This window comes from Streptomyces cyaneus, from assembly GCF_004028635.1.
Classification (GTDB): Bacteria; Actinomycetota; Actinomycetes; order Streptomycetales; family Streptomycetaceae; genus Streptomyces; species Streptomyces cyaneus.
On sequence record NZ_RQJW01000003.1, the window covers coordinates 62,889 to 84,175 of the forward strand.

At 69.9% G+C, this 21,287-nt stretch carries 26 protein-coding genes and 1 pseudogene; 14 read left to right on the forward strand and 13 right to left on the reverse strand.

All coding sequences use genetic code 11. The features are described 5' to 3' along the window. Positions 1–31: 31 nt before the first annotated feature. The 7 genes from EHO50_RS09545 (at position 32) to EHO50_RS09575 (ending at position 5,633) form a co-directional block, all read left to right on the forward strand. Positions 32–1,816: a glycoside hydrolase family 15 protein gene (locus EHO50_RS09545; protein WP_128429454.1), complete on the forward strand. Its 1,785-nt coding sequence runs from the start codon at positions 32–34 to the stop codon at positions 1,814–1,816. Next, entirely contained in the window at positions 1,813–2,295 is a 483-nt protein-coding gene (locus tag EHO50_RS09550; RefSeq protein ID WP_128429455.1) for a hypothetical protein, read from the forward strand. The genes EHO50_RS09545 and EHO50_RS09550 overlap by 4 nt, the downstream gene beginning before the upstream one ends. Before the next feature lie 129 nt (positions 2,296–2,424). Further along, positions 2,425–2,922 carry a VOC family protein gene (locus EHO50_RS09555; protein ID WP_128429456.1) on the forward strand — a complete coding sequence of 166 codons (498 nt, stop codon included), beginning with the start codon at positions 2,425–2,427 and terminating at the stop codon, positions 2,920–2,922. A gap of 21 nt (positions 2,923–2,943) precedes the next feature. Beyond that, positions 2,944–3,306: a DUF488 domain-containing protein gene (locus EHO50_RS09560; protein ID WP_128429457.1), complete on the forward strand. Its 363-nt coding sequence runs from the start codon at positions 2,944–2,946 to the stop codon at positions 3,304–3,306. A 351-nt stretch (positions 3,307–3,657) separates the two neighbouring features. Then, positions 3,658–3,891 (forward strand): cyclic nucleotide-binding domain-containing protein, encoded by a 234-nt coding sequence (locus EHO50_RS45785; protein ID WP_342786903.1) that lies wholly within the window; start codon positions 3,658–3,660, stop codon positions 3,889–3,891. A gap of 127 nt (positions 3,892–4,018) precedes the next feature. Further along, positions 4,019–4,732, forward strand: a complete 714-nt coding sequence (gene folE / locus EHO50_RS09570; RefSeq protein WP_128429458.1) for a GTP cyclohydrolase I — start codon at positions 4,019–4,021, stop codon at positions 4,730–4,732. Next, on the forward strand, positions 4,725–5,633 hold the full coding sequence (locus tag EHO50_RS09575; protein ID WP_128429459.1) for a RibD family protein: 909 nt from the start codon (positions 4,725–4,727) through the stop codon (positions 5,631–5,633). Before folE ends, EHO50_RS09575 begins: the two co-directional genes overlap by 8 nt. Here the strand turns inward: EHO50_RS09575 and EHO50_RS44500 are convergent. The 5 genes from EHO50_RS44500 to EHO50_RS09595 all read right to left on the reverse strand — a co-directional run bounded on the left by EHO50_RS44500 (position 5,547) and on the right by EHO50_RS09595 (position 9,195). Then, positions 5,547–6,167, reverse strand: a complete 621-nt coding sequence (locus EHO50_RS44500) for a hypothetical protein (protein ID WP_181449586.1) — start codon at positions 6,165–6,167, stop codon at positions 5,547–5,549. The genes EHO50_RS09575 and EHO50_RS44500 overlap by 87 nt on opposite strands. Continuing rightward, positions 6,164–6,430 carry a hypothetical protein gene (locus tag EHO50_RS44895; RefSeq protein ID WP_246101097.1) on the reverse strand — a complete coding sequence of 89 codons (267 nt, stop codon included), beginning with the start codon at positions 6,428–6,430 and terminating at the stop codon, positions 6,164–6,166. Before EHO50_RS44895 ends, EHO50_RS44500 begins: the two co-directional genes overlap by 4 nt. Further along, the gene (locus EHO50_RS09585) at positions 6,427–7,116 is read right to left on the reverse strand and encodes a transposase (protein ID WP_246101098.1); all 690 of its coding nucleotides are present in this window, start codon (positions 7,114–7,116) and stop codon (positions 6,427–6,429) included. The genes EHO50_RS44895 and EHO50_RS09585 overlap by 4 nt, the downstream gene beginning before the upstream one ends. 196 nt (positions 7,117–7,312) lie before the next feature. Next, entirely contained in the window at positions 7,313–8,458 is a 1,146-nt protein-coding gene (locus EHO50_RS09590; protein WP_128429460.1) for an acyl-CoA dehydrogenase family protein, read from the reverse strand. A gap of 143 nt (positions 8,459–8,601) precedes the next feature. Continuing rightward, complete coding sequence (locus tag EHO50_RS09595) at positions 8,602–9,195, reverse strand: TetR/AcrR family transcriptional regulator (RefSeq protein WP_246101099.1); 594 nt, start codon at positions 9,193–9,195, stop codon at positions 8,602–8,604. A gap of 127 nt (positions 9,196–9,322) precedes the next feature. Here EHO50_RS09595 and EHO50_RS09600 point away from each other — a divergent pair, with 127 nt between their 5' ends. Further along, entirely contained in the window at positions 9,323–10,408 is a 1,086-nt protein-coding gene (locus tag EHO50_RS09600; RefSeq protein ID WP_128429462.1) for a DUF2855 family protein, read from the forward strand. Here the strand turns inward: EHO50_RS09600 and EHO50_RS43950 are convergent. Further along, on the reverse strand, positions 10,398–10,556 hold the full coding sequence (locus EHO50_RS43950; protein ID WP_164904806.1) for a hypothetical protein: 159 nt from the start codon (positions 10,554–10,556) through the stop codon (positions 10,398–10,400). The genes EHO50_RS09600 and EHO50_RS43950 overlap by 11 nt on opposite strands. Positions 10,557–10,572: 16 nt before the next feature. Between EHO50_RS43950 and EHO50_RS09605 the strand changes: the two genes are divergently transcribed. Further along, the gene (locus EHO50_RS09605) at positions 10,573–10,785 is read left to right on the forward strand and encodes a hypothetical protein (protein ID WP_128429463.1); all 213 of its coding nucleotides are present in this window, start codon (positions 10,573–10,575) and stop codon (positions 10,783–10,785) included. Positions 10,786–11,567: 782 nt separating this feature from the next. After that, on the forward strand, positions 11,568–11,741 hold the full coding sequence (locus tag EHO50_RS45790; protein WP_342786904.1) for a hypothetical protein: 174 nt from the start codon (positions 11,568–11,570) through the stop codon (positions 11,739–11,741). A gap of 62 nt (positions 11,742–11,803) precedes the next feature. Here EHO50_RS45790 and EHO50_RS09615 read toward each other — a convergent pair whose 3' ends face one another. Further along, positions 11,804–12,214 carry a DUF6463 family protein gene (locus EHO50_RS09615; protein WP_128429464.1) on the reverse strand — a complete coding sequence of 137 codons (411 nt, stop codon included), beginning with the start codon at positions 12,212–12,214 and terminating at the stop codon, positions 11,804–11,806. 2 nt (positions 12,215–12,216) lie between these two features. After that, a complete protein-coding gene (locus EHO50_RS09620) occupies positions 12,217–12,717 on the reverse strand; it encodes a DUF3995 domain-containing protein (RefSeq protein WP_128429465.1) in 501 nt (166 codons plus the stop codon). Between the two features lie 60 nt (positions 12,718–12,777). On the opposite strand from EHO50_RS09620, the gene EHO50_RS09625 reads away from it, so the two are divergent. Both EHO50_RS09625 and EHO50_RS44505 read left to right on the forward strand, forming a co-directional pair. After that, positions 12,778–13,374, forward strand: a complete 597-nt coding sequence (locus EHO50_RS09625) for a TetR/AcrR family transcriptional regulator (RefSeq protein WP_164904807.1) — start codon at positions 12,778–12,780, stop codon at positions 13,372–13,374. Positions 13,375–13,856: 482 nt separating this feature from the next. Then, positions 13,857–14,138, forward strand: a complete 282-nt coding sequence (locus EHO50_RS44505; RefSeq protein ID WP_181449587.1) for a hypothetical protein — start codon at positions 13,857–13,859, stop codon at positions 14,136–14,138. A gap of 285 nt (positions 14,139–14,423) precedes the next feature. On the opposite strand, the pseudogene EHO50_RS44900 reads toward EHO50_RS44505, so the two are convergent. Next, positions 14,424–14,542, reverse strand: a pseudogene (locus EHO50_RS44900) (IS5 family transposase); the annotation flags it as partial. 367 nt (positions 14,543–14,909) lie between these two features. Continuing rightward, entirely contained in the window at positions 14,910–15,503 is a 594-nt protein-coding gene (locus EHO50_RS09635) for a TetR/AcrR family transcriptional regulator (RefSeq protein ID WP_128429467.1), read from the reverse strand. A gap of 58 nt (positions 15,504–15,561) precedes the next feature. Between EHO50_RS09635 and EHO50_RS09640 the strand changes: the two genes are divergently transcribed. Continuing rightward, a complete protein-coding gene (locus tag EHO50_RS09640; protein ID WP_128429468.1) occupies positions 15,562–16,512 on the forward strand; it encodes a patatin-like phospholipase family protein in 951 nt (316 codons plus the stop codon). Continuing rightward, positions 16,509–17,990 (forward strand): flavin-containing monooxygenase, encoded by a 1,482-nt coding sequence (locus EHO50_RS09645; RefSeq protein WP_128429469.1) that lies wholly within the window; start codon positions 16,509–16,511, stop codon positions 17,988–17,990. Before EHO50_RS09640 ends, EHO50_RS09645 begins: the two co-directional genes overlap by 4 nt. Here the strand turns inward: EHO50_RS09645 and EHO50_RS09650 are convergent. The 3 genes from EHO50_RS09650 to EHO50_RS09660 form a co-directional block, all read right to left on the reverse strand. Continuing rightward, positions 17,980–18,207: a hypothetical protein gene (locus EHO50_RS09650; RefSeq protein WP_128429470.1), complete on the reverse strand. Its 228-nt coding sequence runs from the start codon at positions 18,205–18,207 to the stop codon at positions 17,980–17,982. The two genes, EHO50_RS09645 and EHO50_RS09650, sit on opposite strands and share 11 nt — an antisense overlap. 1,018 nt (positions 18,208–19,225) lie before the next feature. Continuing rightward, a complete protein-coding gene (locus EHO50_RS09655) occupies positions 19,226–20,860 on the reverse strand; it encodes a sodium/solute symporter (RefSeq protein ID WP_128429471.1) in 1,635 nt (544 codons plus the stop codon). Continuing rightward, a complete protein-coding gene (locus tag EHO50_RS09660) occupies positions 20,860–21,198 on the reverse strand; it encodes a hypothetical protein (protein ID WP_246101100.1) in 339 nt (112 codons plus the stop codon). Before EHO50_RS09660 ends, EHO50_RS09655 begins: the two co-directional genes overlap by 1 nt. Between the last annotated feature and the right edge of the window lie 89 nt (positions 21,199–21,287).

Here is a 21,287-nt window from a genome sequence, read left to right on the forward strand (position 1 = left end):
GGCCGCTGTCCCGGCCGGGCGGCCGGCACGCATGGACGGGTACGCGGAGCTGCGGGACTACGCGGTGATCGGGGACGGCCGTTGCGTCGCGCTCGTCGCCCGGGACGGCTCGGTGGACTGGCTGGCCTGGCCGGACCTGGACTCGCCGACCCTGTTCGCCGCCGTCCTCGACCCCGTCCGCGGCGGCAGGTTCCTCCTGCAGCCCGACGGTCCCTGCACCGCTGCCCGCCGCTATCTGCCCGGCACCAACGTGCTGGAGACGACGTTCACCACCGCGGGCGGCACGGTCAGGGTCACCGACGCGCTGACCATCGCCACCCCCCACGCCCTGGCGCCCGGGCGGGAGCTGGTCCGGCGGGTCGAGGGTCTGGCGGGCAGCGTCCCCATGCGCTGGAGCGTTCAGCCGCGGTTCGGCTACGGCACCCGGGCGCCGCACCTGACCCACCGTGCCGGCGTACCGGTGGCCACCTTGGGACCCGATGCCGTCGCGGTCTGCGCCTGGAACGCGGGACAGCCGCAGTTCACCGGGGATGCCATCGCATCCGGGTTCCGTACCGAGGCCGGTACCCGGCATCTGCTCGCGCTGCCGTACGCGCACCAGGAGCCGCTGGTTCTGCCCACGCGTGCCGAGTGCGAGGCCCGCCTGGACCACACCACCGCCACCTGGCGGCACTGGGCGGACGAGCGCACCTACGCGGGCCCCTGGCGCGAGGCGGTGCTGCGCAGCGCCCTCGCCCTCAAGCTCCTGGTCTTCGCCCCCTCCGCCGCAGTCGCCGCGGCCGCAACCTGCTCACTGCCCGAGGAGCTCGGCGGGGAACGCAACTGGGACTACCGCTTCAGCTGGATCCGCGACTCCGCCTTCACCCTGAACGCCTTTCTCAAGCTGGGCTGCGCGCCGGAGGCGACCGGCTACTTCTGGTGGCTGATGCACGCCTCCCAGCTCACCCACCCCCGCCTGCACGTCCTGTACCGCCTCGACGGCGGCACCCGCGCGCCCGAAAGGACGCTGCCTCTGGCGGGCTACCGCGGCTCAGCGCCCGTACGCGTCGGCAACGCCGCCGCCGACCAGCTCCAGCTGGACACCTACGGGGAACTGCTGCAGACCGCCTGGCTCTACACCACCGCGGGCCACCGGCTCGACGCCGACATCGCCCGCCGGCTGGCCGAGACCGCCGACTTCGTCTGCACGGTCTGGCAGCAGCCGGACGCGGGCATCTGGGAGGTACGCAGCACCCCCGAACACTTCACCCAGTCCAAGATGATGTGCTGGATCGCCCTCGACCGCGCCCTCGACCTCGCCGGCCGGCAACAGATCCCGGACCGGCACGCGGCCCGGTGGCACCACGCGCGACAGGCCATCGCCGAGTTCGTCGACGAGAGCTGCTTCTCCACCCGGCTGAACAGCTACGTGCGCTCCGCCGGCAGCGACGACGTGGACGCCAGTCTGCTGCTCGGGCTGCTGCACGGCTACCGTCCGCCCGACGACCCGCGCATGCGCAACACCCTCACCGCCGTCCAGCAGGCGTTGCAGGACGGCCCCTACGTCCACCGCTACCTCGGCGCCGACGGCGTCCCCGGCAGCGAGGGCGCCTTCCTCGCCTGCTCCTTCTGGCTCGCCGAAGCCCTCGCCCGCTGCGGCCGCGCCGACGAAGCCGTGTCCCTCATGGACCAGCTCGTGGCGCTCGGCAACGACGTCGGCCTCTACAGCGAGGAAGTCGAGCCCGCGACCGGCGCGTTTCTGGGCAACCTGCCCCAGGGCCTGTCCCACCTGGCCTTGATCAGCGCCGCCTGCGCGATCGGGGAGGCCACGCGATGAGCATCTGGGCGGCCCTGGCGGGCGGGTTCGCCGGCACCCTGGTCCTGACCACGGGCCTGCGCGCAGCCAACGCCCTCAATCTCACCCGCATCGACCTGCCGTTCCTGCTCGGCACCGCCTTCACCAGCGACCGGACCCGCGCCAAGGCCCTCGGCTACGGCGCGCACTTCATCAACGGGCAGATCTTCGCCCTGCTGTACTACGCGGTCTTCGCCGCCATCGGCTACAGCAGCTGGTGGCTGGGATGTGTCTTCGGCCTCGTCCACGGCCTGTTCGCCGCCACGGCACTGGTCAACATCCTGCTGCCTCTCATCCACCCCCGCATGGGCACATCCCAGACCAGCGCTCCCGATGTCGCCCTGCTCGAACCACCCGGATTTCTCATGCTCAACTACGGTCCCAGCACCCCCACCGTCACCCTGGCCGCACACCTCGCCTACGGAACCCTCGTCGGAGGCTTCCTCGCCTGGCCGGCCTGACGAGCCCGGCCGGCGCCCCGGGGCCCGCTGCGCGGTTCCCGGCGGCCATGGCGCATGCCGGGTAGCGTGGGAAAACGACCGGGAACCGCTCAGGAACCCCGTACAACGGTCGAAGGTGGCGGAGTCTTCATGGCACATCCACATGAATCGGCACGTTCCGGCCCGCGCTCTGCACCGCATCCGGCTACGTCTGAGGCGACCGGTACCGGAACGGACGCGTACGGGCCACGGCTGGCCTCGGTCGTGCTCTTCGTCCACGACCACGACGAATCAGCGGACTTCTACCAGGAGCTGCTGAAAATGGAGGTCACGGTCCGCACCGCCACGGCCGCGCTGCTCGTGGGCCAGGGCGGCTTCCAGGTATACCTGCGCACCGTGGGCCGGAAGGCGATGCACCCGGTGGGCCACGTCGGCGCGCAGTATGTCATCTGGACGGCGGGCGGCCCCGACGACTTCCAGCGGTGCGAGCGCGTGCTCCAAGCCCGCTCCGACCGTGTCGACACCCGGCACGGGGACGGCTTCACCCTCATCGAGGGCCGGGATCCCAGCGGGCTGCCCGTGCTGGTGGCCTATCCAGGACCCGACGAAGTAGCGCGGCTCGAGATCATCGCTCGCTACTACGTATGACGCCCACCAGGAGGTCCCTCGATGGCACACAAAAGGACCGTCCACGTCCGCCGCGTCTACGAGGAGCCCGCGCAGACCGACGGCACCAGAGTGCTGGTCGATCGCATCTGGCCCCGGGGAATGACCAAGGAGAAGGCCCACCTCGACGAGTGGTGCAAGCAGGTCGCACCCTCTACGGAGCTGCGCAAGTGGTACAGCCACGACCCTGAACGATTCCCTGAATTCAGCCGCCGCTACCGGACAGAGCTCAAAGATCCCGAGCACACAGACGCTGTGGCGCACCTGCGCGATCTTGCCCAAAACCGGACCCTGACACTGCTCACCGCAACCAAGCATCCCGAGATCAGCGAAGCCGAAGTGCTCGCGGAGCTCCTCCGGGGCTGACGGCACCGGTGGGGCGAGCTCCACACTCACGCCGATCCTGGAGGTGCCACGACATCGCCGGCGGGCAAATCCGGGCACGGCGCGTGGTGGGGTACGGCTGCCGCCCTCGTACGGGCCCCGGCAGATTCCGCGCAGATACGGGAGGACGGCCATGATGCCCACGACAAACCTGCTCGAGATGCTCTCGCCCGCACACAGCGACCGGTTGCCGGCATGCGCGACCGAGGTGTCCTTCCCGGCAGGCACCCGCATCGTCGAGGAGGGCAGCAAGGCCGACAGAATCTGGATCATCCGCACGGGCATGGTCTCGCTCGACGTGCACGTCCCTGGCCGCAGGGCCGGCGACCGCCGATGCCCTTGGGGCTGGTCCCGCCGCACACCTGGCAGCTCGGCGCCGAGGCACACGGCCCGGTCCACGCACTGGAATTCGACGCTGCGGCAGTGCGCACCATGTGCGAGGAAGATCCAGTGCTGGGGCAGGCGGTCACCCGCTGTGTCGCCACCGTGGTCGGGAACCGGCTTCAATCCACCCGGACGCACCTGCTGGACCTCTACGGGCCCGCCGGTAGCGGGCCGCTGCCCTGACCGGCACTCCCCTATCGAATGGGCTGCCGCAGGAGGCGTTGCAGCTCGCGCAGCGAGCACGCACACATCGATCGATAATGGAAGCGACCGATTTCCGCGAGACGTGCCTCACGTCTGGGGACTGCGTATGAACGATCACCCCATGCAGATGAACGGTCCCCCGCCCGTCGTAGGGCTGGTCGGCGAGAGCCTCGTCCCCGTTACGGACGAGGTGGAGTGGGCGGCCGTGTCCCCGCGGCAGATCACCCGCGAGGAGTGGCAGCGGTTCGAGGGCTACCTCAAGGAGATCTTCGAGGCGCTCGGCATGGCCGTGGGATCAGCGGCCACGGCAGACACCCCCCGCCGCTTCCTGCGCGCCCTCTTCGACGCCACCAGCGGGTACGAAGGCGACGAGAAGCTGGTCACCGCCTTCGAGACCGAATGCCATGGCGGTTCGGACTGCCGGATCAGCCAGATCGTCGAAGGACCGATCCCGTTCTTCGCCCTCTGTGAACACCACGCCCTGCCGTTCTTCGGCAAGGCGTACATCGGCTACATCGCCCACGAGCACATCCTCGGCCTGTCCAAGCTGACCAGGCTGGTGCGGCTGTTCGCCCGCCGCTTCTCGGTGCAGGAGCGCATCGGCCACCAGCTCGCCGAATCCCTGCAGCAGATCCTGCTGCCGCACGGCGTCGCGGTCCACCTCGAAGCGGTGCATCTGTGCACCCAGATGCGCGGCGTACGGGAGATCGAGTCCAGCACCCGTACCACCCACTGGCGAGGCACCTACGACGAGGACCCGCAGCTGCGCGGCGAATTCTTCACGTTGTGCGGCCAGCGGGGCCTGGCCGGACATGGCTGAGGCGAGCGCCGCGCACCCCGTCGGCCCCACCCAGACAAGCCCGTTGGAGCCCTTGAAGTTGCTCTACGAGAAGGCAGAGCAGCCCCGCTTCGGTCTGCCTCCGGCGCTCGCCACGGCCTACGGCGGCGATCTGGGCTTCACCCCGCCGTGCGTGTACGCGAACTTCGTCACCTCCCTTGACGGAGTGGTCGCCCTCGGTCCCGAATACCCCTCCTCCGGCTCGGCGATCAGCGGACGCGAACCCGCGGACCGATTCGTCATGGGACTGCTGCGCGCCTGCGCCGACGCCGTCCTCATCGGAGCCGGCACACTCCGAGCCACCCCCCGCCACCAGTGGACACCCGACCACGTCTGTCCCCAGGCCGCCCCCGACTTCGCCGAACTACGGCGCAGCCTGCGCCGCCCCACCCAGCCACAGCTGGTCGTAGTCACCGCGAGCGGCGACCTGCCCACCCAGCACCCAGCGCTGCAGTCGGGCGCAGTCGTCGCCACCACCCTGGACGGCGCCCGCCGATTGGAAGGACGCCTGCCCGCCGCGTGCACGGTACTCACCACGGGCGAAGGGCCCGCTATTCGCCTGGCCGACGTACTCGCGGCTCTCCGCGCTCAAGGACACACCGCAGTACTCACTGAGGGCGGGCCACACCTCATCGGACACCTGCTTGGTGAGGGCCTGCTGGATGAACTGTTCCTCACGACATCCCCGGTGCTCGCCGGCCGTGCCGACACCCCCCGGCCCGGTCTGATCGCCGGACTAGAACTCCTGCCGAACCGGCCGGAGCGGACGGACCTGATCAGCATCCGGCGACGGGAGTCATATCTGTTCCTCCGCTACCGGCTCCGGGCCCCGGGCGGCACGGCCTCGGTCCGTACCGCCCCCCGGGGGACCACCTCCGTGTGACGTGGGCAGAACCCGAACGACACCGTCGCTGCCGGCGGATTCCCGCAGCTGCTGGTTCTCGATCTCCAGGAGGTGTACGACCCTCACCAACTGCTTGATGTCCGTTCGAAGTTGGTCGCGCTCGGCACGCAGACGGGTGATCTTCTGCTGCAGCTCGTCGTTGGTCCGCTTCAGGCCGTCGACGACCTTCGGCCGTGTGTCCTGCATGCGCACCAGGGCGTAGAACAGGTCTTTCAGGCCGGTGTGCTTGTGGGTGAGCTTGTTGCGCTTGAGGCCCGCCTCCTGGGCGAGGGATTTGATCGTCGGTTGGCCGTCCGAGCGCAGAGGAGTGCCTACCAGCAGACGGATCATCGCGTCGGTGATGGCCTCGATCTCGGCGGTATCGCCGGGGCGCGACGGACTTGCCGCCGCGGCGGCCATCGCGGGTACGCGGCCCACCGTCTCGGCAATGCCCGCCGCGGGCGGCGCCGCGAGGGCATCCGTGTCACCGGCGTGTTCACTCAAGGTCGGGCACTCGTCCTGAGCTGTCGTCATCTGCTGTCCTCGCCGTCCGGCCGGCCGGCTGCGGCCCCATGCGCCTGAATGATCTTCTCTCGGCTCGCGCGGCAGAGCTCAAGTCGGCGCCGTATCGGGTGGGGCAGGTGCGGGTCGGCGCAGTCGGTGTCGATCTGGCCGTGCTCGATCTGGCCGTGCTCGACGCGGATGCGCCACGAGGAGTGCGCCTTGCGCTGTTGCTCGTCCCGCTCCTCATACCAGGCGGGAGCGTTCTTCTTGAACTTGCGATGGGGTGGTGTCACCACTCGTCCGCCGGTCGGCGCGCCCATGCCTTGATAGCCGGCATCCGCGAGGATCTCCATGAACGGACCGTCGGCCAGGAGCTCGACCAGTCCGAGCTGCCGGGCCTGGGTGCTGTCGGCGCTACTGCCCGGCCGGACCGGCTGCAGAACAACACGCGCCCCTCGGCGTCCGTGAGGACCATCGCCTTCACGGCGTTCTGCTTGGTCTTGCCGGAGACGAATTTGTCGCGGTCCTTGCGGCCTGCGGCCGGGCGCCGGACGCGCATCTCCGTGCCGTTGATGATCCCCGTCTGACCGCTGGCGCCCAGGTGCTCGATGACCTCGGCGAGCGTGCACAGCCGTCTGCCCGGCGCGACCGTGCAGCCCCGCTGCGCCAGCAGGGGCCGCACCTCGCCGATGGCGCGGGTGATGGTGGAGCGGTCCACGCCGAACCAGCAGGCCAGCACGTCATGCGCGGTGCCATGGCGCAGACTCACCAGGGTAGCCAGCAGGCGGTCGACGAAGACGAACCTGTGCTTCGCCCCGGCTCCTACAGCCCGCTGCCGCGGCCGAGCCGTCAGCCGCGCCTGATGCTGCTCGTGCCACAACGGCCCTACCTCAGCGACGAGTTCAGCGATCACAACCGGCGACAGCCCAGTGACCCGGTACTCCGCCACGATCAACTCACGCGCCCCAGCCCCCACCATGCACAGCTCAACGAGCCACCCGGGCGCCGAGCCACGGCCGACCGTGCACGAGGTCGTTAGGCTGTGCCGTCTCAGGAGGTTGGTGCCCCGGCCGCGATCATTGAGCGGCCGGCCGGCGCGCGTGCGGCCTCCGCCAGACCCGCGGCACGGCCGAACGTCATGCGGGCACCTTCGACCGGCCCTGGAAGCGGTGCGGTCACAGACCGAGGTCGCGGCCGATGAGTTCCTTCATGATCTCGTTGGAGCCGGCCCAGATCTTGGTGACCCGGGCGTCGCGCCAGGCCCGTGCCACCCGGTACTCGTTCATAAAGCCGTAGCCGCCGTGCAGTTGGACGCAGGCGTCGAGCACGTCGTTCTGTGCCTGCGCGGACCACCACTTGGCCTTCGCCGCGTCCACGGCCGTGAGTTCGCCGTCGTTGTGGGCCATGACCGCCTGGTCGACGAACGCCTGGGCCACGTCCAGCTGCGTCACCAGTTCGGCGAGCAGGAACTTGTTGTACTGGAAGGAGCCGATCGCCTGGCCGAACGCCTTACGCTGTTTGGTGTACTCGATGGTCTCCGTGAGGATCTGCGCGGCGTGCGCGAGGTTGGCGACTGCCGCTCCGAGGCGTTCCTGGGGCAGTCGCTCCATCATGTGGGCGAAGCCCTGATCGACTTCGCCGATGACATGGGCGTGCGGTACCCGAACGTTGTCGAAGAACAGCTCCGCCGTGTCGGACTCGGTCTGCCCCACCTTGTCGAGCTTGCGCCCTCGGGTGAACCCCTCCATCCCCGTCTCCACGCCGAGCAGGGTGATGCCATGGGCCTTCTTCTCGGGACTGGTCCGTGCGGCGACCACGACCAGGTCGGCCGAGTAGCCGTTGGTGATGAAGGTCTTCGACCCGTTGAGCACCCAGGTGTCACCGTCCCGCACCGCGGTGGTGCGCAGGGCCGCGAGATCGGAGCCGCCGCCGGGCTCGGTCATCCCGATCGCTGTCACGATCTCCCCGGAGCAGAAGCCGGGCAGCCAGCGGCGCTTCTGCCACTCGGTGGTCAGATCGACCAGGTACGGGGCGACGATGTCGGTGTGGATGCCCAGGCAGGAGGAGAGCGCCGCGGTCACCTTGGCCAGCTCCTCCGCCAGCACGGTGTTGTACCGGTAGTCGCGCGCCTCGCCGCCCCCGTACTCCTCGGGGATTTCAAGCCCCAGGAAGCCTTGCTTGCCGGCCTCGATCCAGATGTCGCGCGGGATCGCGGCCGTCTCGATGAACTCGTCGGTGCGCGGGTGGACGTGACGGTGCAGGAACTCCCGTACGGAAGCCCGAAAGGTCTCGTGATCCGCTTCGAACATGCGGCGCTTCATGGTCGGCCACCTCTCATTAGCTGACTAAGCGCTTGCTTAACGCTTAGCTGGTGGTCAACCTTGCGGATGTGCGGCGCCACCGTCAACCGCCTACCGCCATCGCCCCGCCGTGACTCGGACCACAGGGCGCGCCCGTGCCGGGCTCAGTCCCGCGGCATGCGCAGCGCGTTCGTCCAGAGCTTGGTGACGGTCTCCACCAGCGTGTCGAAGGGCACGGATTCACCCAGGGCGAAGGTCGCGTACGCAAGGCGGCTGACCATCGCACTCAGGGCCCGCGCGGTGATGTCCGGGTCGAGCTCCGGGTCGGCGAGGCCCGACTGCTGGAGGCGGGCTACGGCGGCGGCGCTGCGGTCGATGAACACGCGCGACCGTTCAAGCCGCAGCCGCAGGAACTGGGGGTCGACGGCGGCGGCCTGTTCCATGGCAGCCATCAGGGCGGCGTTGCGGCGATAGGACTCCAGGTAGGCGCGGTTGGCGTCCTCGACCCCCCGCCAGAGGTCCTTGCGCCCGCCGTCGCCGTCGCCGTCACTCCCGTCGCTGACTCCCGCGTGCAGCATCTCGTCCTGCAGTCGCGCGAGGACGGCCGCGAACACGTCCTCCTTGGATGAGAAGTGCGTGTAGAAGCTGCCGGTGGCCACTTTCGCCTCGGCCGCGATGTCGACGATGCGGGCGTCCAGATAGCCGTCCCGCTCGAAGATCCGCCTGGCCGCGGCCACCAGGGCGTCACGGGTGCGCATGCCGCGCCGGGTACGCGTCCCGGCCGGCTGGGGCTGCGCGGGCTGTTCGGTTCCAGAGTCAGGGGAGAGCATGCGGGCATCCTAGACCACTATTGAATCCGAATGCGGATTCAAGTAGGTTCCGGCCATGGACAACACCACCGCTGCCACCGCCTGGAACCTGCTCGTCCGCCGCGACGACCTGTCCACCGCGGAACTGACCGACACCCCCGTCCCGCAGGTGCGGGACGGCGAGGCGCTGCTACGCGTCGACCGGGTCGGCCTGACCGCCAACAACGTCACCTACGCCGCGCTCGGCGACTCGTTCCGCTACTGGGAGTTCTTCCCCGCGCCCCGCGCCGGCTGGGGCATCGTCCCCCTCTGGGGCTTCGCCGACGTCGTCGCCTCCCAGGTCGACGGCATCGAGACCGGCAGCCGCTACTACGGCTACTTTCCGTCGGCGAGCCACCTGCTGGTGCGCCCCGACCGCGTCGACGAGCGCGGCTTCCGCGAGGCCAGCCCCCATCGCCGACCACTGCCCCGGCCCTACAACGCCTACGCCCTCACCACCGGCGACCTCGCCTACGAGGCCGGCCGGGAGGACCTACACGTCCTGTACCGTCCGCTGTTCTGGACCTCGTTCATGCTGGCCGACTGGCTCGTCGACAACGCCTGGCTGGGCGCGAAGACCATCGTCCTGTCGTCCGCCTCGAGCAAGACGGCCTACGGCGCCGCCCACCTGCTCCAGGGGCAGGGGTGCGAGGTGGTCGGCCTGACCTCCCCGCGCAACCTCGCCTTCACCGAGGGCCTCGGCTGCTACGACCAGGTGCTGACCTACGAGGACGTCTCCCGGCTCCCGCGCACACAGACGCTGTACGCCGACTTCGCGGGCGACGAGCAACTGTCCGCCCGGCTGGGCGCCCACCTCGGCGACTCCCTGGTGCACCAGGTGGTCGTCGGCATCACCAACCAGGAACCCGCGCCCGCCGGCACCCTTGCGGAGACGGGACCGGGCATGTTCTTCGCCCCCGACCAGATGCGCAAGCGGATCGGCGACTGGGGGCGAGAAGGACTGGACCGCCGTTTCGCCGCGGCGTGGAAGGAGTTCCTGCCCGTGGCCGCGGGGTGGGTCGACATCGTGCACAGCGACGGCCCGCAGAGCCTCGAGCGTGTCTGGCACGAGGTTCAGTCGGGGCGGACCTCGCCGCGCAGCGGGCACATCATCACCCCGTAGCGATGGCCGTTGCGCCCGACGTGCGGCCCGGCTTGTCCACGAGTTGGAGCCGGCGGCCAGCGGCGAAGTCCCGGGCTTCTCCGCGGGTCGCCCGGTCCTGGGCGACGTCGACCAACCACACGAACCGGAACCACCGGAGCAGATCCATGCCGTAGGACCGAATTGTGGTCGCCGGCCAGTTCGCCGCCCAACTCGGTGACGAACGACGCGACCGCAATGACCGGCAAGCCGTTCGGATCGAGCAGCTGGTACGGCTGTGGCTCGGCTGCCCCGGCCGGGACCGGCTCACGAACCCCTGCGCGCCGAACTCGTCGGAAGTGCAACACCCCAGCCGAAGGTACGACCGCGGCCATGTCCTCATCGTCGGTGCCGCCTAGTCCGAGCCGTGGACCATCGCCGAGCAGTCCGTCGGAGGTCTGGACTTGGGATACGTCCTGCGCCCTGACGGCCTTGAGGTCATCTCGCTCATCGCGGAGGTTCGCAGCCCGGTCGTGGCCCGGGGGCACCGACCCACGCGCCCGGTTCAGCAACGGGCCTACTGCTGGTCCCCGGCCACCCACTCCCGGCCGACGCTGCCGCCTCGGACTACCGCTCCCAGCGCGCCGGCCCCCGCTTCCGCACCCGCGCCGGCGGCACGGACCGCACCCCGCCGCTGACCCCTTCTCGCCCCTTCTGCCGCGGAGAACCTCCCGCACCCATCGCCCCCAAGATCACCGTGGTCGTCGCCACCCGGCTCCCGGGCCGACCGGCTCGGCTACCTGAAAGCCGTGTACGACAGCCTCGCCCGGCAGAGCGTGCCGTGGGAGGCGGTGCCCGCAACCTCGCTCTCAACGAAGTGCGTACCGAATACGTCAACTGGGCGGACAACGATGATGAGTTCACTGACGACGCCATGGCCGTACGGCTGCGCACGCTGGAGACTTCCGGCCTGGGATGGTGCGGGATACAGCGAAGACCTCCACCCGGACCGTACGACGACGGTATGGCGATGCCCGGCACCGCCCGGCCGGCACGCGGCCGGCGACGTGTGGACGTACTGGAAGAAGCCGGCGGGCACGATCCCGAACAGGCCGACCACGATCCTGGCGCGCACCGATCTCGTGCGCGCCGCCCCGATGGCGGCTCGTCCAGGGCGAGGACTACATGGCCGCCGTCGGGCGTGACCAGTCTCGCGCCCGACGTCCTGCTGTCCGTCCCGGTCTACCGTTACCGCAAACACTCGGGCCAGATGACCAGCCAGGACTCGTACGACGTCCTGGAGGCCCGCGCCCGACAACATGCCTGGAACTACGGACGCAGCCTGCGCACTGTCCTCGCCCTCCGGGATCTGTAGGGCCGCGATTCTGTCAGCAATCCCAGGTGATCATGAGCCACGGGTTGAGCATTTCCGGGTGATCAGGAGCACTGCTCACGGTCGGTAGTTGTGGACAGGGGTGCCCGACGGCCCTCCCCTGAGCTGTCCCGCCGGGCCGCGATCAGGGCCAGCACCCCGAGCACGATCAGGCCGGGCGCGCCGGAGACGGGACAGAGAATCTGCAGTGGCACGCCGATGGCAAGCAGATACCAGCCCAGCTGGGCCGGGAGCCTGCCGGTGTCACGGACGATGCGTTGGCTGAGTGTGCCCAGGGCGAGGAGGCCGAACCCGGCGAGGAAGAACCACATCTCGTACCCGCGCTGCGGGTTTCCGGGGACAGCGTTCCAGAATCCGTCGCGGGCCATGTCACCGAAGGTGCTGGAGGCGATCAGGGCGACCGCGAAGTGCACTGCGGTCAGTCCGATCACTAGTCGGGGAATCAACCGGATCATTGTCAGCTTCCTCGATTCTTGAGGTCCTTGAGTCTCTTGATGACATGGCTCCGGTCTGGGCGGCGAGGGGATCGAGTGGAGGTAGCGACGTATGCCGCCAGCCCTCCGAGCGCCAGACACAGCGGGGAGTACAGCGCCAAGTCCCAGCGGGTGAAATCAGTCGGCCGGCTGGTCAGAGCGGAGGACACCAGACCCATCGAACCTCGTAGCAGCAGCACGCCTGCGACAACCCACACTCCCTGGCGCACCAAACGATGTGGCCCCAGCTTCGGGACCAAGTCGGCCTGGACCGCGATCACATATGCCGCCGCACTGAGCGCTGCCGCGACTGCGGCCGTCAACTCCGGTGTGGGCAGGTCGGCTTCAGCGACCCCAACAACCGTACGGGCGAACTCTGCACGGCCGGCCAGTGGCCATGGAGAGAAGGTCCAGATCCCGTGCAGTGCCCCGACCGCGCCGAGGCCGACTGCGGCCGTCCCACCAGCGAGCTTCTTCAGCGTCATACTTCCCCCCAGACATGCCGTACACCCCTGTATGGAATGACCATACAGTACTGTACGGACATGGCTAGAAGGCACCTCACCCCCCAGGACTGGTCGACCGCGGCGCTGCGCGCGATGGCACGCGGCGGAGTCGCCGCAGTGTCGGTCAACGCGCTCGCGGGCGAGCTGGAGGCAACGCGGGGCAGCTTTTACTGGCACTTCAAGGATCGCGATGCGCTGCTGACGGCCGCGCTGGAGGTGTGGGAGCGGGACGACACCACAGCGCTGATCGCAGCGTTGGGCGATATCACCGATCCCCGGCAGCGGCTGGCGGCTCTGTTCACCATCGCGCTGGGGCAGGAAGACATCAACGGTCTGGAGCCTGCGATCGTCGCTCACGCCGACCATCCCGCCGTCGCCCCGGTCCTGCGCCGGGTCACCGAACGGCGGATCGCCTACCTCACCGACCTCTACACCGAACTGGGCCTGGACACCGCCGCAGCCCGGCGCCAGGCAGTCGCCGCGTACGCCGCCTTCCTCGGATGGCTCGAACTACGCCGCTCCGCCTGCGACATCGTGCCCGAAGTCGCCGCCACCGGCACCATCGCCACCGTCGCGCTCGAGCACCTCATTGCCGAGCTGACCCCATGCGCCATGCACCAGGCGGAGCCCGAGTAAAGCGCGCCACCGTCCTCGATCACGCCGCACGCCCGCAAGCCCGAAAAACGGCCAGCTCTGACACAGTCCCAACTGCTTTCACCGAGGTGACCACCGACGGTGCCGCCATGGCACAGACTGCTTCGCCGGGTTGCACCGATTGCGGGCCAGTCGGTGGGACGGTGTATCTGCTAGCTCCAGTTGAGCAGGACACCACCGGCGACGAGGCCCCGCCGACTACGGCGCGCAGTACCGTCGGCAGCCGCCGCCCCGGTCCCGTCAATCCGTACGGCAGGGCTCCGCGGTGTCTGGGATCGCTGGGTCAGCGGGACTGGTGCCGCGAAAGCCAGGCGGGCACCTTCGCGTCTGGTGGGTGAAGGCCGGGGCCGGCATCGGGCCAAGCCTCGACGGTGCTCCGGACGCGGTTGGCGAGCATGAACGGCGGTTGACGGCGGGAGAGATGGGGTGGTTCGTCCGCTCGTACTCGAGCGTGGAGGTGGCTGATGCCGTCGGTGCTGGGACTGATCGAGGCCCGGAAGAAGAAGATCCGGGAAGGGGTCGCGCAGCTGCGGGAGGAGGCCGAGCGGGCGCAGGCTGCGCTGGCTGCGGCGGAAGATGCCCCGGAGCGGCCGGCGGGGGCCTGGGCGACGGTGGCGGAGGTGCCGGCCGACGCTCCGGCCGGGGGCGCCGGGTCGGCGCGAAGCGTGGTGGCGGGCTCGGTGGTGCCGCACCGGGCCGACGGTGTCGGTGTGGAGCACTCGCGGCCTGGTATCAGCAGATTCTGACGGTACTGGCCGCGCCGCGGGCGCCGGAGGCATGCGGGCGAAGCAGATCGCCTGGCGTTGGGCTGGGACACGATGCCCGCCAGGGTGGAGGGGGTGCTGGGCCGGGTGAAGGGCGGGCCGCCCGGGGATGGGCCACCGAGGTCGAGCCGGGAGTATTCGGCGCGGTCAGGTGCGGTGTCGACCGCGAGGTGAGGGCGTCGCTGCGGCGTCCGGCCAGCCGGCTGCTCATCAGTATGGTCATGGACCGCTGCACCATCGCCTCATGCATGGCGGGCAGCACCTCGTAATCGCGCACCCGACGACGCGGCCGCACCAGCCAACTCAGCGTGCGTTCCACCACCCCATCGCCTCGGCAGCACCACGAACCCCGTGGTGTCGTCCGAACGTCTGACGATCTCCAGGGTGAGCTGAGCTGGAGTGTCTCCCTCGCGCCCCGTCTCACCCTAGGACGCCCGCACTCAGCCTTGGGTGGAGTGGGCGACTCGTGCGTGCGGGCCAGGCCGTTGTCGGGATCCGTGGACGCAAAACACCCCCAAAACACCCCCAGCGAGCGCTCCACCCCGGCCCACTGGCTGTACAGCGAGCCCCGCTGTGCGGCGCGCCAATGGCCGTCCGCAGGGGTTCCTTCCGGGTCGGCGACGGCTCCGTGAACGGTGCCACGGCCCAGCGCCTCCCTCGGCAACACGGCTTTCGCGCCGATCGCTCCGCCCGCCTCCGAGCCGCCCCTTCCAGCCAGGTGCCCGCACCGTCAGCGCAGCAGCATGGGCACCCTCATGGGCGCCCGCTCATGACGCTGCGCAGCAGGTCGACGATGGGCTGCACTGGGACGGTCGGGTCGAAGGCGCGCTGGACTCCGAGCCCGATGCCGAGGCTGAGCAGGGTCAGGGCGGCGGTATCGGCGGGCAAGGCAGGTGTGATGCCAAGTTCGTCCGCCTGTGCCCGGATCAGGTCCGCGAGCGCGTCGGTGACGGTGCGCCGACGCCGGGCGAGCTGCTCGCACACCTGCTTGTCGCGGCGGTTGGCGGTGGCGAACTCGACTTCCAGCGAGGTCCACGAGCTGTCGCCGATGGTCTCGTCGGCCCAGCGGGCGAATCCCGCGATCCGGTCCTCGAAGCGGGGGGCGTCGCCCATCGCGGCGGCCAGTTGTGTCACCTGTTCCGCGGCGATGCGGTCGAGCACGGCCAGGCACAGCTCGTTCTTGGTGGCGAAGTTGGAGTACACCGCCCCCTTCGAGTAGCCAGCCGCCTCGGCGACACGCTCCATTGACGTCGCCGTGAAGCCGTCTCCCAGGAAGAGCGCGTACGCGGTGTCGAGGACGTGTTCGCGGGTGCGGGCCTGGCTTTCGGCCCGGGTCAGTCTTGCCACCCCCGCAGGATACCGCTAGCTTTCGGATTCCTTTGGAATTCCAATACCGGGAGAATCTATGGCGGGGTGTCAGCGACGCGGGCTGGTCGTCGGGTGCGGCGGCACCCTGGGCTTCGCATGGGCGGTTGCGGCGCTGGCCGCGGTCGAGGAGCAGCTCGACTGGGATGCCCGCACGGCAGAAGTGCTGGTGGGGACGTCGGCGGGGGCGGAGGTCGTGTCCGCGCTCGGGTCCGGCCGGTCGGTCTGCGACCTGCTCGCGGCACTGCAGGGCCGGTCCGACGCGGATCCGCTGCTCCTGCGGCACGTCGGCGCACACCCGGGTGCACTGCCACCGGTTCCGTGGCCGGGACTGCCGGGCGCCGGGCTGACGGCGGCGGCAGCCCGGGGCCGTGTCCCGCTCGGGTCGGGGCTGCTCGGCCTCCTGCCGCGCGGCCGTGGGGATGCGGGGTGGCTGCGGGGCTTCGGCGCCGCGCTGGCGGACGGCCACACCTGGCTCGCCTCGTCACGTACGTGGCTGGTGGCGACCGAGACGCGCTCCGGCGGACGGGTCGCGTTCGGTTCGCCCGACGCCCCGGTCGCCGACATCGGCAGCGCGATGGCCGCGTCGTGGGCGATCCCGGGCTGGTTCCCTCCCGTACGGATCGGCGGACGCGCCTACCTCGACGGCGGGGTGGTGTCGCCGACGTCGGCCGACCTCGTTGCCCCGCTCGGCCTGGACGAGGTGGTGATCGTCGCCCCGATGGCGACGTCCGGGGGCGCGCCCGCCACCGGGCTGAGCCGCCTCGAACGCGTCCTCAGGCGCTGGATGACCCGGACCCTCGACGCGGAGGAACACCTGCTTCGGGCAGCGGGGACCCGCGTCGTCCGGATCGAGCCCGGCGCCGAGGAACTGGCCGTCATGGGCTTCAACTTCATGGACGGCGCCCGCCGCCCGGCCACCCTCGACGTCTCCCTGCGTACCGCACCCGACCGTGTCCGGCGAGCCATCGACAGGAGCACCATGGCATGAGCGCCCATTTCGAGGTCGTCATCATCGGCGCCGGCATCTCCGGGGTCGGCGCGGGGGTCCGGTTGCGTGAGGCCGGGATACGGGACTTCCTGATCATCGAGGCCGCCGACGACTTCGGCGGCACGTGGCGGGCCAACACCTATCCGGGCTGCCAGTGCGATGTGCCGTCCCGGCTCTACAGCTACTCGTTCGCGCCGAACCCGGACTGGACGAGGGTGTACGCGCATCAGCCGGAGATCCTCGCCTACGTGAAAGGGGTCGCCGACCGGCACCGGCTGCGCGAGCACACCCGGTTCGGCGTGCGCATGACCGAGGCGCACTGGCAGCCCGACGCGGCACGGTGGCGGATCAGCACTGATGCCGGCAAGTTCACCGCCCGGTTCCTGATCGCCGGTGCCGGGCCGTGGAACGAGCCTCTCATCCCCGATATCCCGGGCCTTGCGGAGTTTCCCGGCGAGGTGTTCCACTCCGCGCGCTGGAACCACGACTACGACCTGCGCGGCAAGCGGGTCGCGGTGCTCGGCACCGGGGCATCGGCCGTGCAGTTCGTCCCGGCCATCGCCCCGCAGGTCGACCGGCTCCACCTGTTCCAGCGCACTTCCCAGTGGGTGCTGCCCAAGCCGGACCATCGCATACCGAACGCCGAGCGGTGGGTGATGCGGCAGGTGCCCGGCGCCCGGGCCGCGGTGGCCGCCGTGGAGTACCGGGCCATGGAGATGCTGGGCCGCGGATTCCGCAGGCCTGCGCTGCTGCGCGGCGTACAGGCCGTGGCACGCGCCCACCTGCGCGCCACCGTCCGGAACCGTGAACTGCGCCGCAAGCTGACCCCCGACTACACCATCGGCTGCAAACGCATCCTGTTCTCCAATCACTACTACCCGGCGCTGACCCGCCCGAATGTGGACGTGCACGCCTGCGCCGTCCGCTCGGTCGACGGCACCACCGTGCTCGGCGCCGACGGCACCTGCGCCGAAGTGGACGCGATCATCCTGGGCACGGGCTTTCACATCCTCGACATGCCCGTGTCGAACCTCATCCACGACGGCGCCGGACGTTCCCTCGCCGACCATTGGCAGGGCTCCCCCGAGGCGTACCTCGGCACCGTCACCGCCGGGTTCCCCAACGCGTTTCTGCTTCTCGGCCCCGGCCTGGGCACCGGACACAGCTCCGCGTTCACCATCCTCGAAGCCCAGCTCGATCTCGCCTTCGGCGCGATCCGCTCAGCACGCGCCGAGGGGTGGGCGTCGGTCGAGGTACGCCACGACGTGCAGACCGCCTACAACACCGAACTGCAGGCCGCCCTCGCGGGCACCGTCTACAACACCGGCGGATGCCGGAGCTACTACCTCGACGCCAACGGCCGCAACAGCTTCAGCTGGCCCTGGTCCACCAGCCGGCTCCGCGCACAGGTGGCACGCTTCGACGCCCGCGACTTCACCGTCATCCACCCCACCGACCGGCAGGAGCTCAACCCATGAGATTCCCCGCCATCGACATGCGCGGCGCCGACTCGCCGTCACCGGCGCGGCACGCGGCATCGGACTTGCCCCCGCGAAGGCGTACGCCCCCCAGGGCCTCCACGTCACGCTCGGCGACCTCGACGGCAACCTGGCCCAGCAGGCCGCCTACAGCAGAGACGATCTCGTGATCTCGACCCAGCCAGACCAAGAACGCGAACCCGTCAACTGGAGACATCGTCCGGCCACGTACCTACCCGTGGCGCGCCACCGCACCTGCCCGACCGGCCAACCGGGAGGCTCAGCCCAGCCAACTAGGCGGTTCACACCGGGCTTCCGTGATGACTACAAGCCTCTGATGGGGCATCGCCAGGACTCGGCCGTACTGATCTGTGTCGGAAAGATGCCGTGCCTGTCGACAGCCCACACTGTCCGGGGTCGTGCTGACGGACAGGTGGACGGCGGAGGTGTGCGCGGCCTGGCAAATGGGGCAGCGGCCGAGGCTGCGAGGTGTCGCTGCAGGTCGAGGTGCCGGAACTGATAGACCGATCCCGCTTGCCGTAGCACGCCGAGGTGCTGGTGGGCGTCGAGGAATGCCATCACGTTCCAGGGGACCCTCCACCGCAGGACCAGACAGAGGCGGATCAGCCCGTGCCCGCCGATGATGCTCCCCATCCAGAATCCGAGCCCGCTGCCACGAAAACGAGCTGGTCATCCAGGCTGATGGTTGCGCCGACTACGGTGTGGCCGAGCGCGATACCAGGGCCGAGGAACAAGCCGCCCGCCAGGACGGAGCCAGGAGGAACTGCACGCAGTTGCGTTGGTCTTCACGGAGAAGTGCCATCGGTGATGCAGCAGTGCGGGCATCGGCAAGTACGGCCGTCAACCCGGTGATGATGGCGCAGAGGGACAGAGCAACGTCGGACCAGGAAAGCCCGGCAGACTCCAAGTAAGGGTGCGCGAGTTGAACGTCCAGCGGAGGTGCCGGGCGGGTGCGAAGCGGCTCCCCAGCCGTGCGACGGCATCGATGAGGAAGCAGGGTGCTCGACTGGTACATCCGCCACTCCCCCAGCGACGCCCACTCCAGCATCGCTGCGTCGGTTTCCCACGGCCTCCTGCACCGCGACGACAGCGATGTCGACGAGGTCGAGGCTGGCTGAGTCGTGGTCGGCGCGGGGCGGCTCGGCGTCGTGGGGCGGCGGCCGGTGAAGCGTGTGAGGGCGCTCCGCCGGCCTCCGCCTTCCTACGGCAGTGCGTCAGTACGTCAGTACGTCAGTCTTGACCTGCGCCTCCGCCACCGGGGCCGTATGCCGCCGTCCCGTCACGCTGCCGAGCCAGCCGAGCAGGAACGCGACGGGCAGCGACACCAGAGCGACTGTCTGGAGCGGGAACCAGTCGATGTGCCACTCGGGCATCAGCGCCATCGGGTTGCCCGAGAAGACGGGGCTGCACACCTGGAGTCCGATCGCGGAGCCCAGGCCTCCGTACAGCGTCCACAACAGCCCCCGGCGCGTGAAGCCGCTCCAGAACAACGCGTACACCAGCGCCGGGAGCAGGCAGGAGGCCGCCACCGCCAGGGAGAGAGTGGACAGGAAACCCATGTTCCAGCCCTGCACCCACACCGCGCAGAAAATGCTCAGGACCCCGACCAGAGCGGACGCGATGCGGGCCGCGGCCACCTCCCGGCCCTCGGTGGTGCGCCCGCGGCGCACGACGTTGGTGACGAGATCGTGGGCGACCGCGCCCGCCGCCGCCAGGGTCACGCTCGCGACGACCGCAAGCGTCGTGAGGAACACCGCGCAGACGACCAGCACGACGAGCCATGCCTTGCCCGTCTGCGCCGACGATCCTCCGGCCAGATCGCCGGTGAGCATCAGCAGGCTGCTGGTGGCGCCGGGATCGGCGGCGAGAATCTTCGGGGCACCGATCAGCGCCGCGGCACCGAAGCCCATCACGGTGGTGACGAGGCAGACGGCGCCGACGATCCCGATGGTGTGGCGGACCGTACGTCGGGCGGCGGCCGGGTCGGGGGCGGTGTTCAGCTGGGTGGCGACATGGGGCAGGCACGCCACGCCCAGCACCACGGTGATCATCAGGCCGATGAAGTCGAGCGTGCTCTCGACCGGGCTGCCGGCGGCGAAGCGCAGGCCCGGACGCATATAGCCCTCGGGGCGGCCGCTGCCCTGAGCGGCGGCGTCGATGAGGGAGTCGGCGCTCCAGTGGAAGCGGTGGAGCAGCACCGCGGCCACGGCGAGCGCCATGGCGAGCAGGATCACTGTCTTGAACATCTGGAGCGCGATCATGCCCCGCATCCCGCCGAAGGCCGTGGCGCAGACGACGAGCGTGCCGATCATGACGATGGCGGTCTGTTCGGCGCCCTGCCCTGAGAGGCCGAGCAGCATGGCGGTGGTCCGGCCCGCGCCGGAGAGCTGGACGATCAGATACGGGATACAGGCGCTCAGCGTGACGACGGCGGCCGCGATCCGCACGGCGGGCCCCGGGGCGCGCAGGGCGAAGGTGTCGCCGAGGGTGTAGCTGCCGCGCTCGCGCAGCGGGCCGGACAGCAGGAGCAGGACGCCGAGCGACAGCACGGTGCACAGGGCGATGAAGAGGCCGTCGAAGCCGAAGACCGCGACGCTTCCCGTCGTACCGAGCACGGTCGCGGCGGAGAGGTAGACGCCGGAGAGGACGATGGCGCCCTGCACGGGGCGCAGCCTGCGGCTCGCGGTGTAGAAGTCGTTGACCCGGTCGCGCTCGGGGCCGTTGAGCACACAGATCAGCAGCATCGGGACGATGAAGGTCAGAAAGCCGACGAGGACCCAGGCGCGGGTGTCCGTGTCCAGGTCGAGGGTGCCGGGTGTCCCTGCGGCGAGCAGCATCTGAGGAAGCATCAGCGCTCCCCCTGCCACTCGTACGCGGCTGCGCCGTAGGGGGCCTCGCCGTAGGGGGCCTCGCCGTAGGGGGCCTCGTCGTGAGCGTCGCCGTAGGGGGCGCGGTCGTAACGCGCCGCCGTCCACAGCAGGAGCGCAGTCTGGGCGAGGAGTGCGACGACGCCGAAGGTGATCTGTCCGGCTACTCGCGTGGCCAGCAGATCCTCGGCGGTGCAGGCGAGCAGGAGATGGACCGCGAAGGTCAGCCCGTTGACGAGCGCGAAGAATCTGCCGGGCGAGTGGGGCCGGGGTCTTTGATGGAGCTGGTGGGTGTGCGGATGGGCGTGCTGATGGGCCATGGAGCTCTCCTGGCGGGCAGGGAAGCGCGCATCACCTGGCTCGGGCGATGCCTTGCGCGGGCATTGCCCCTGACGGCAGTGCCCCTGAT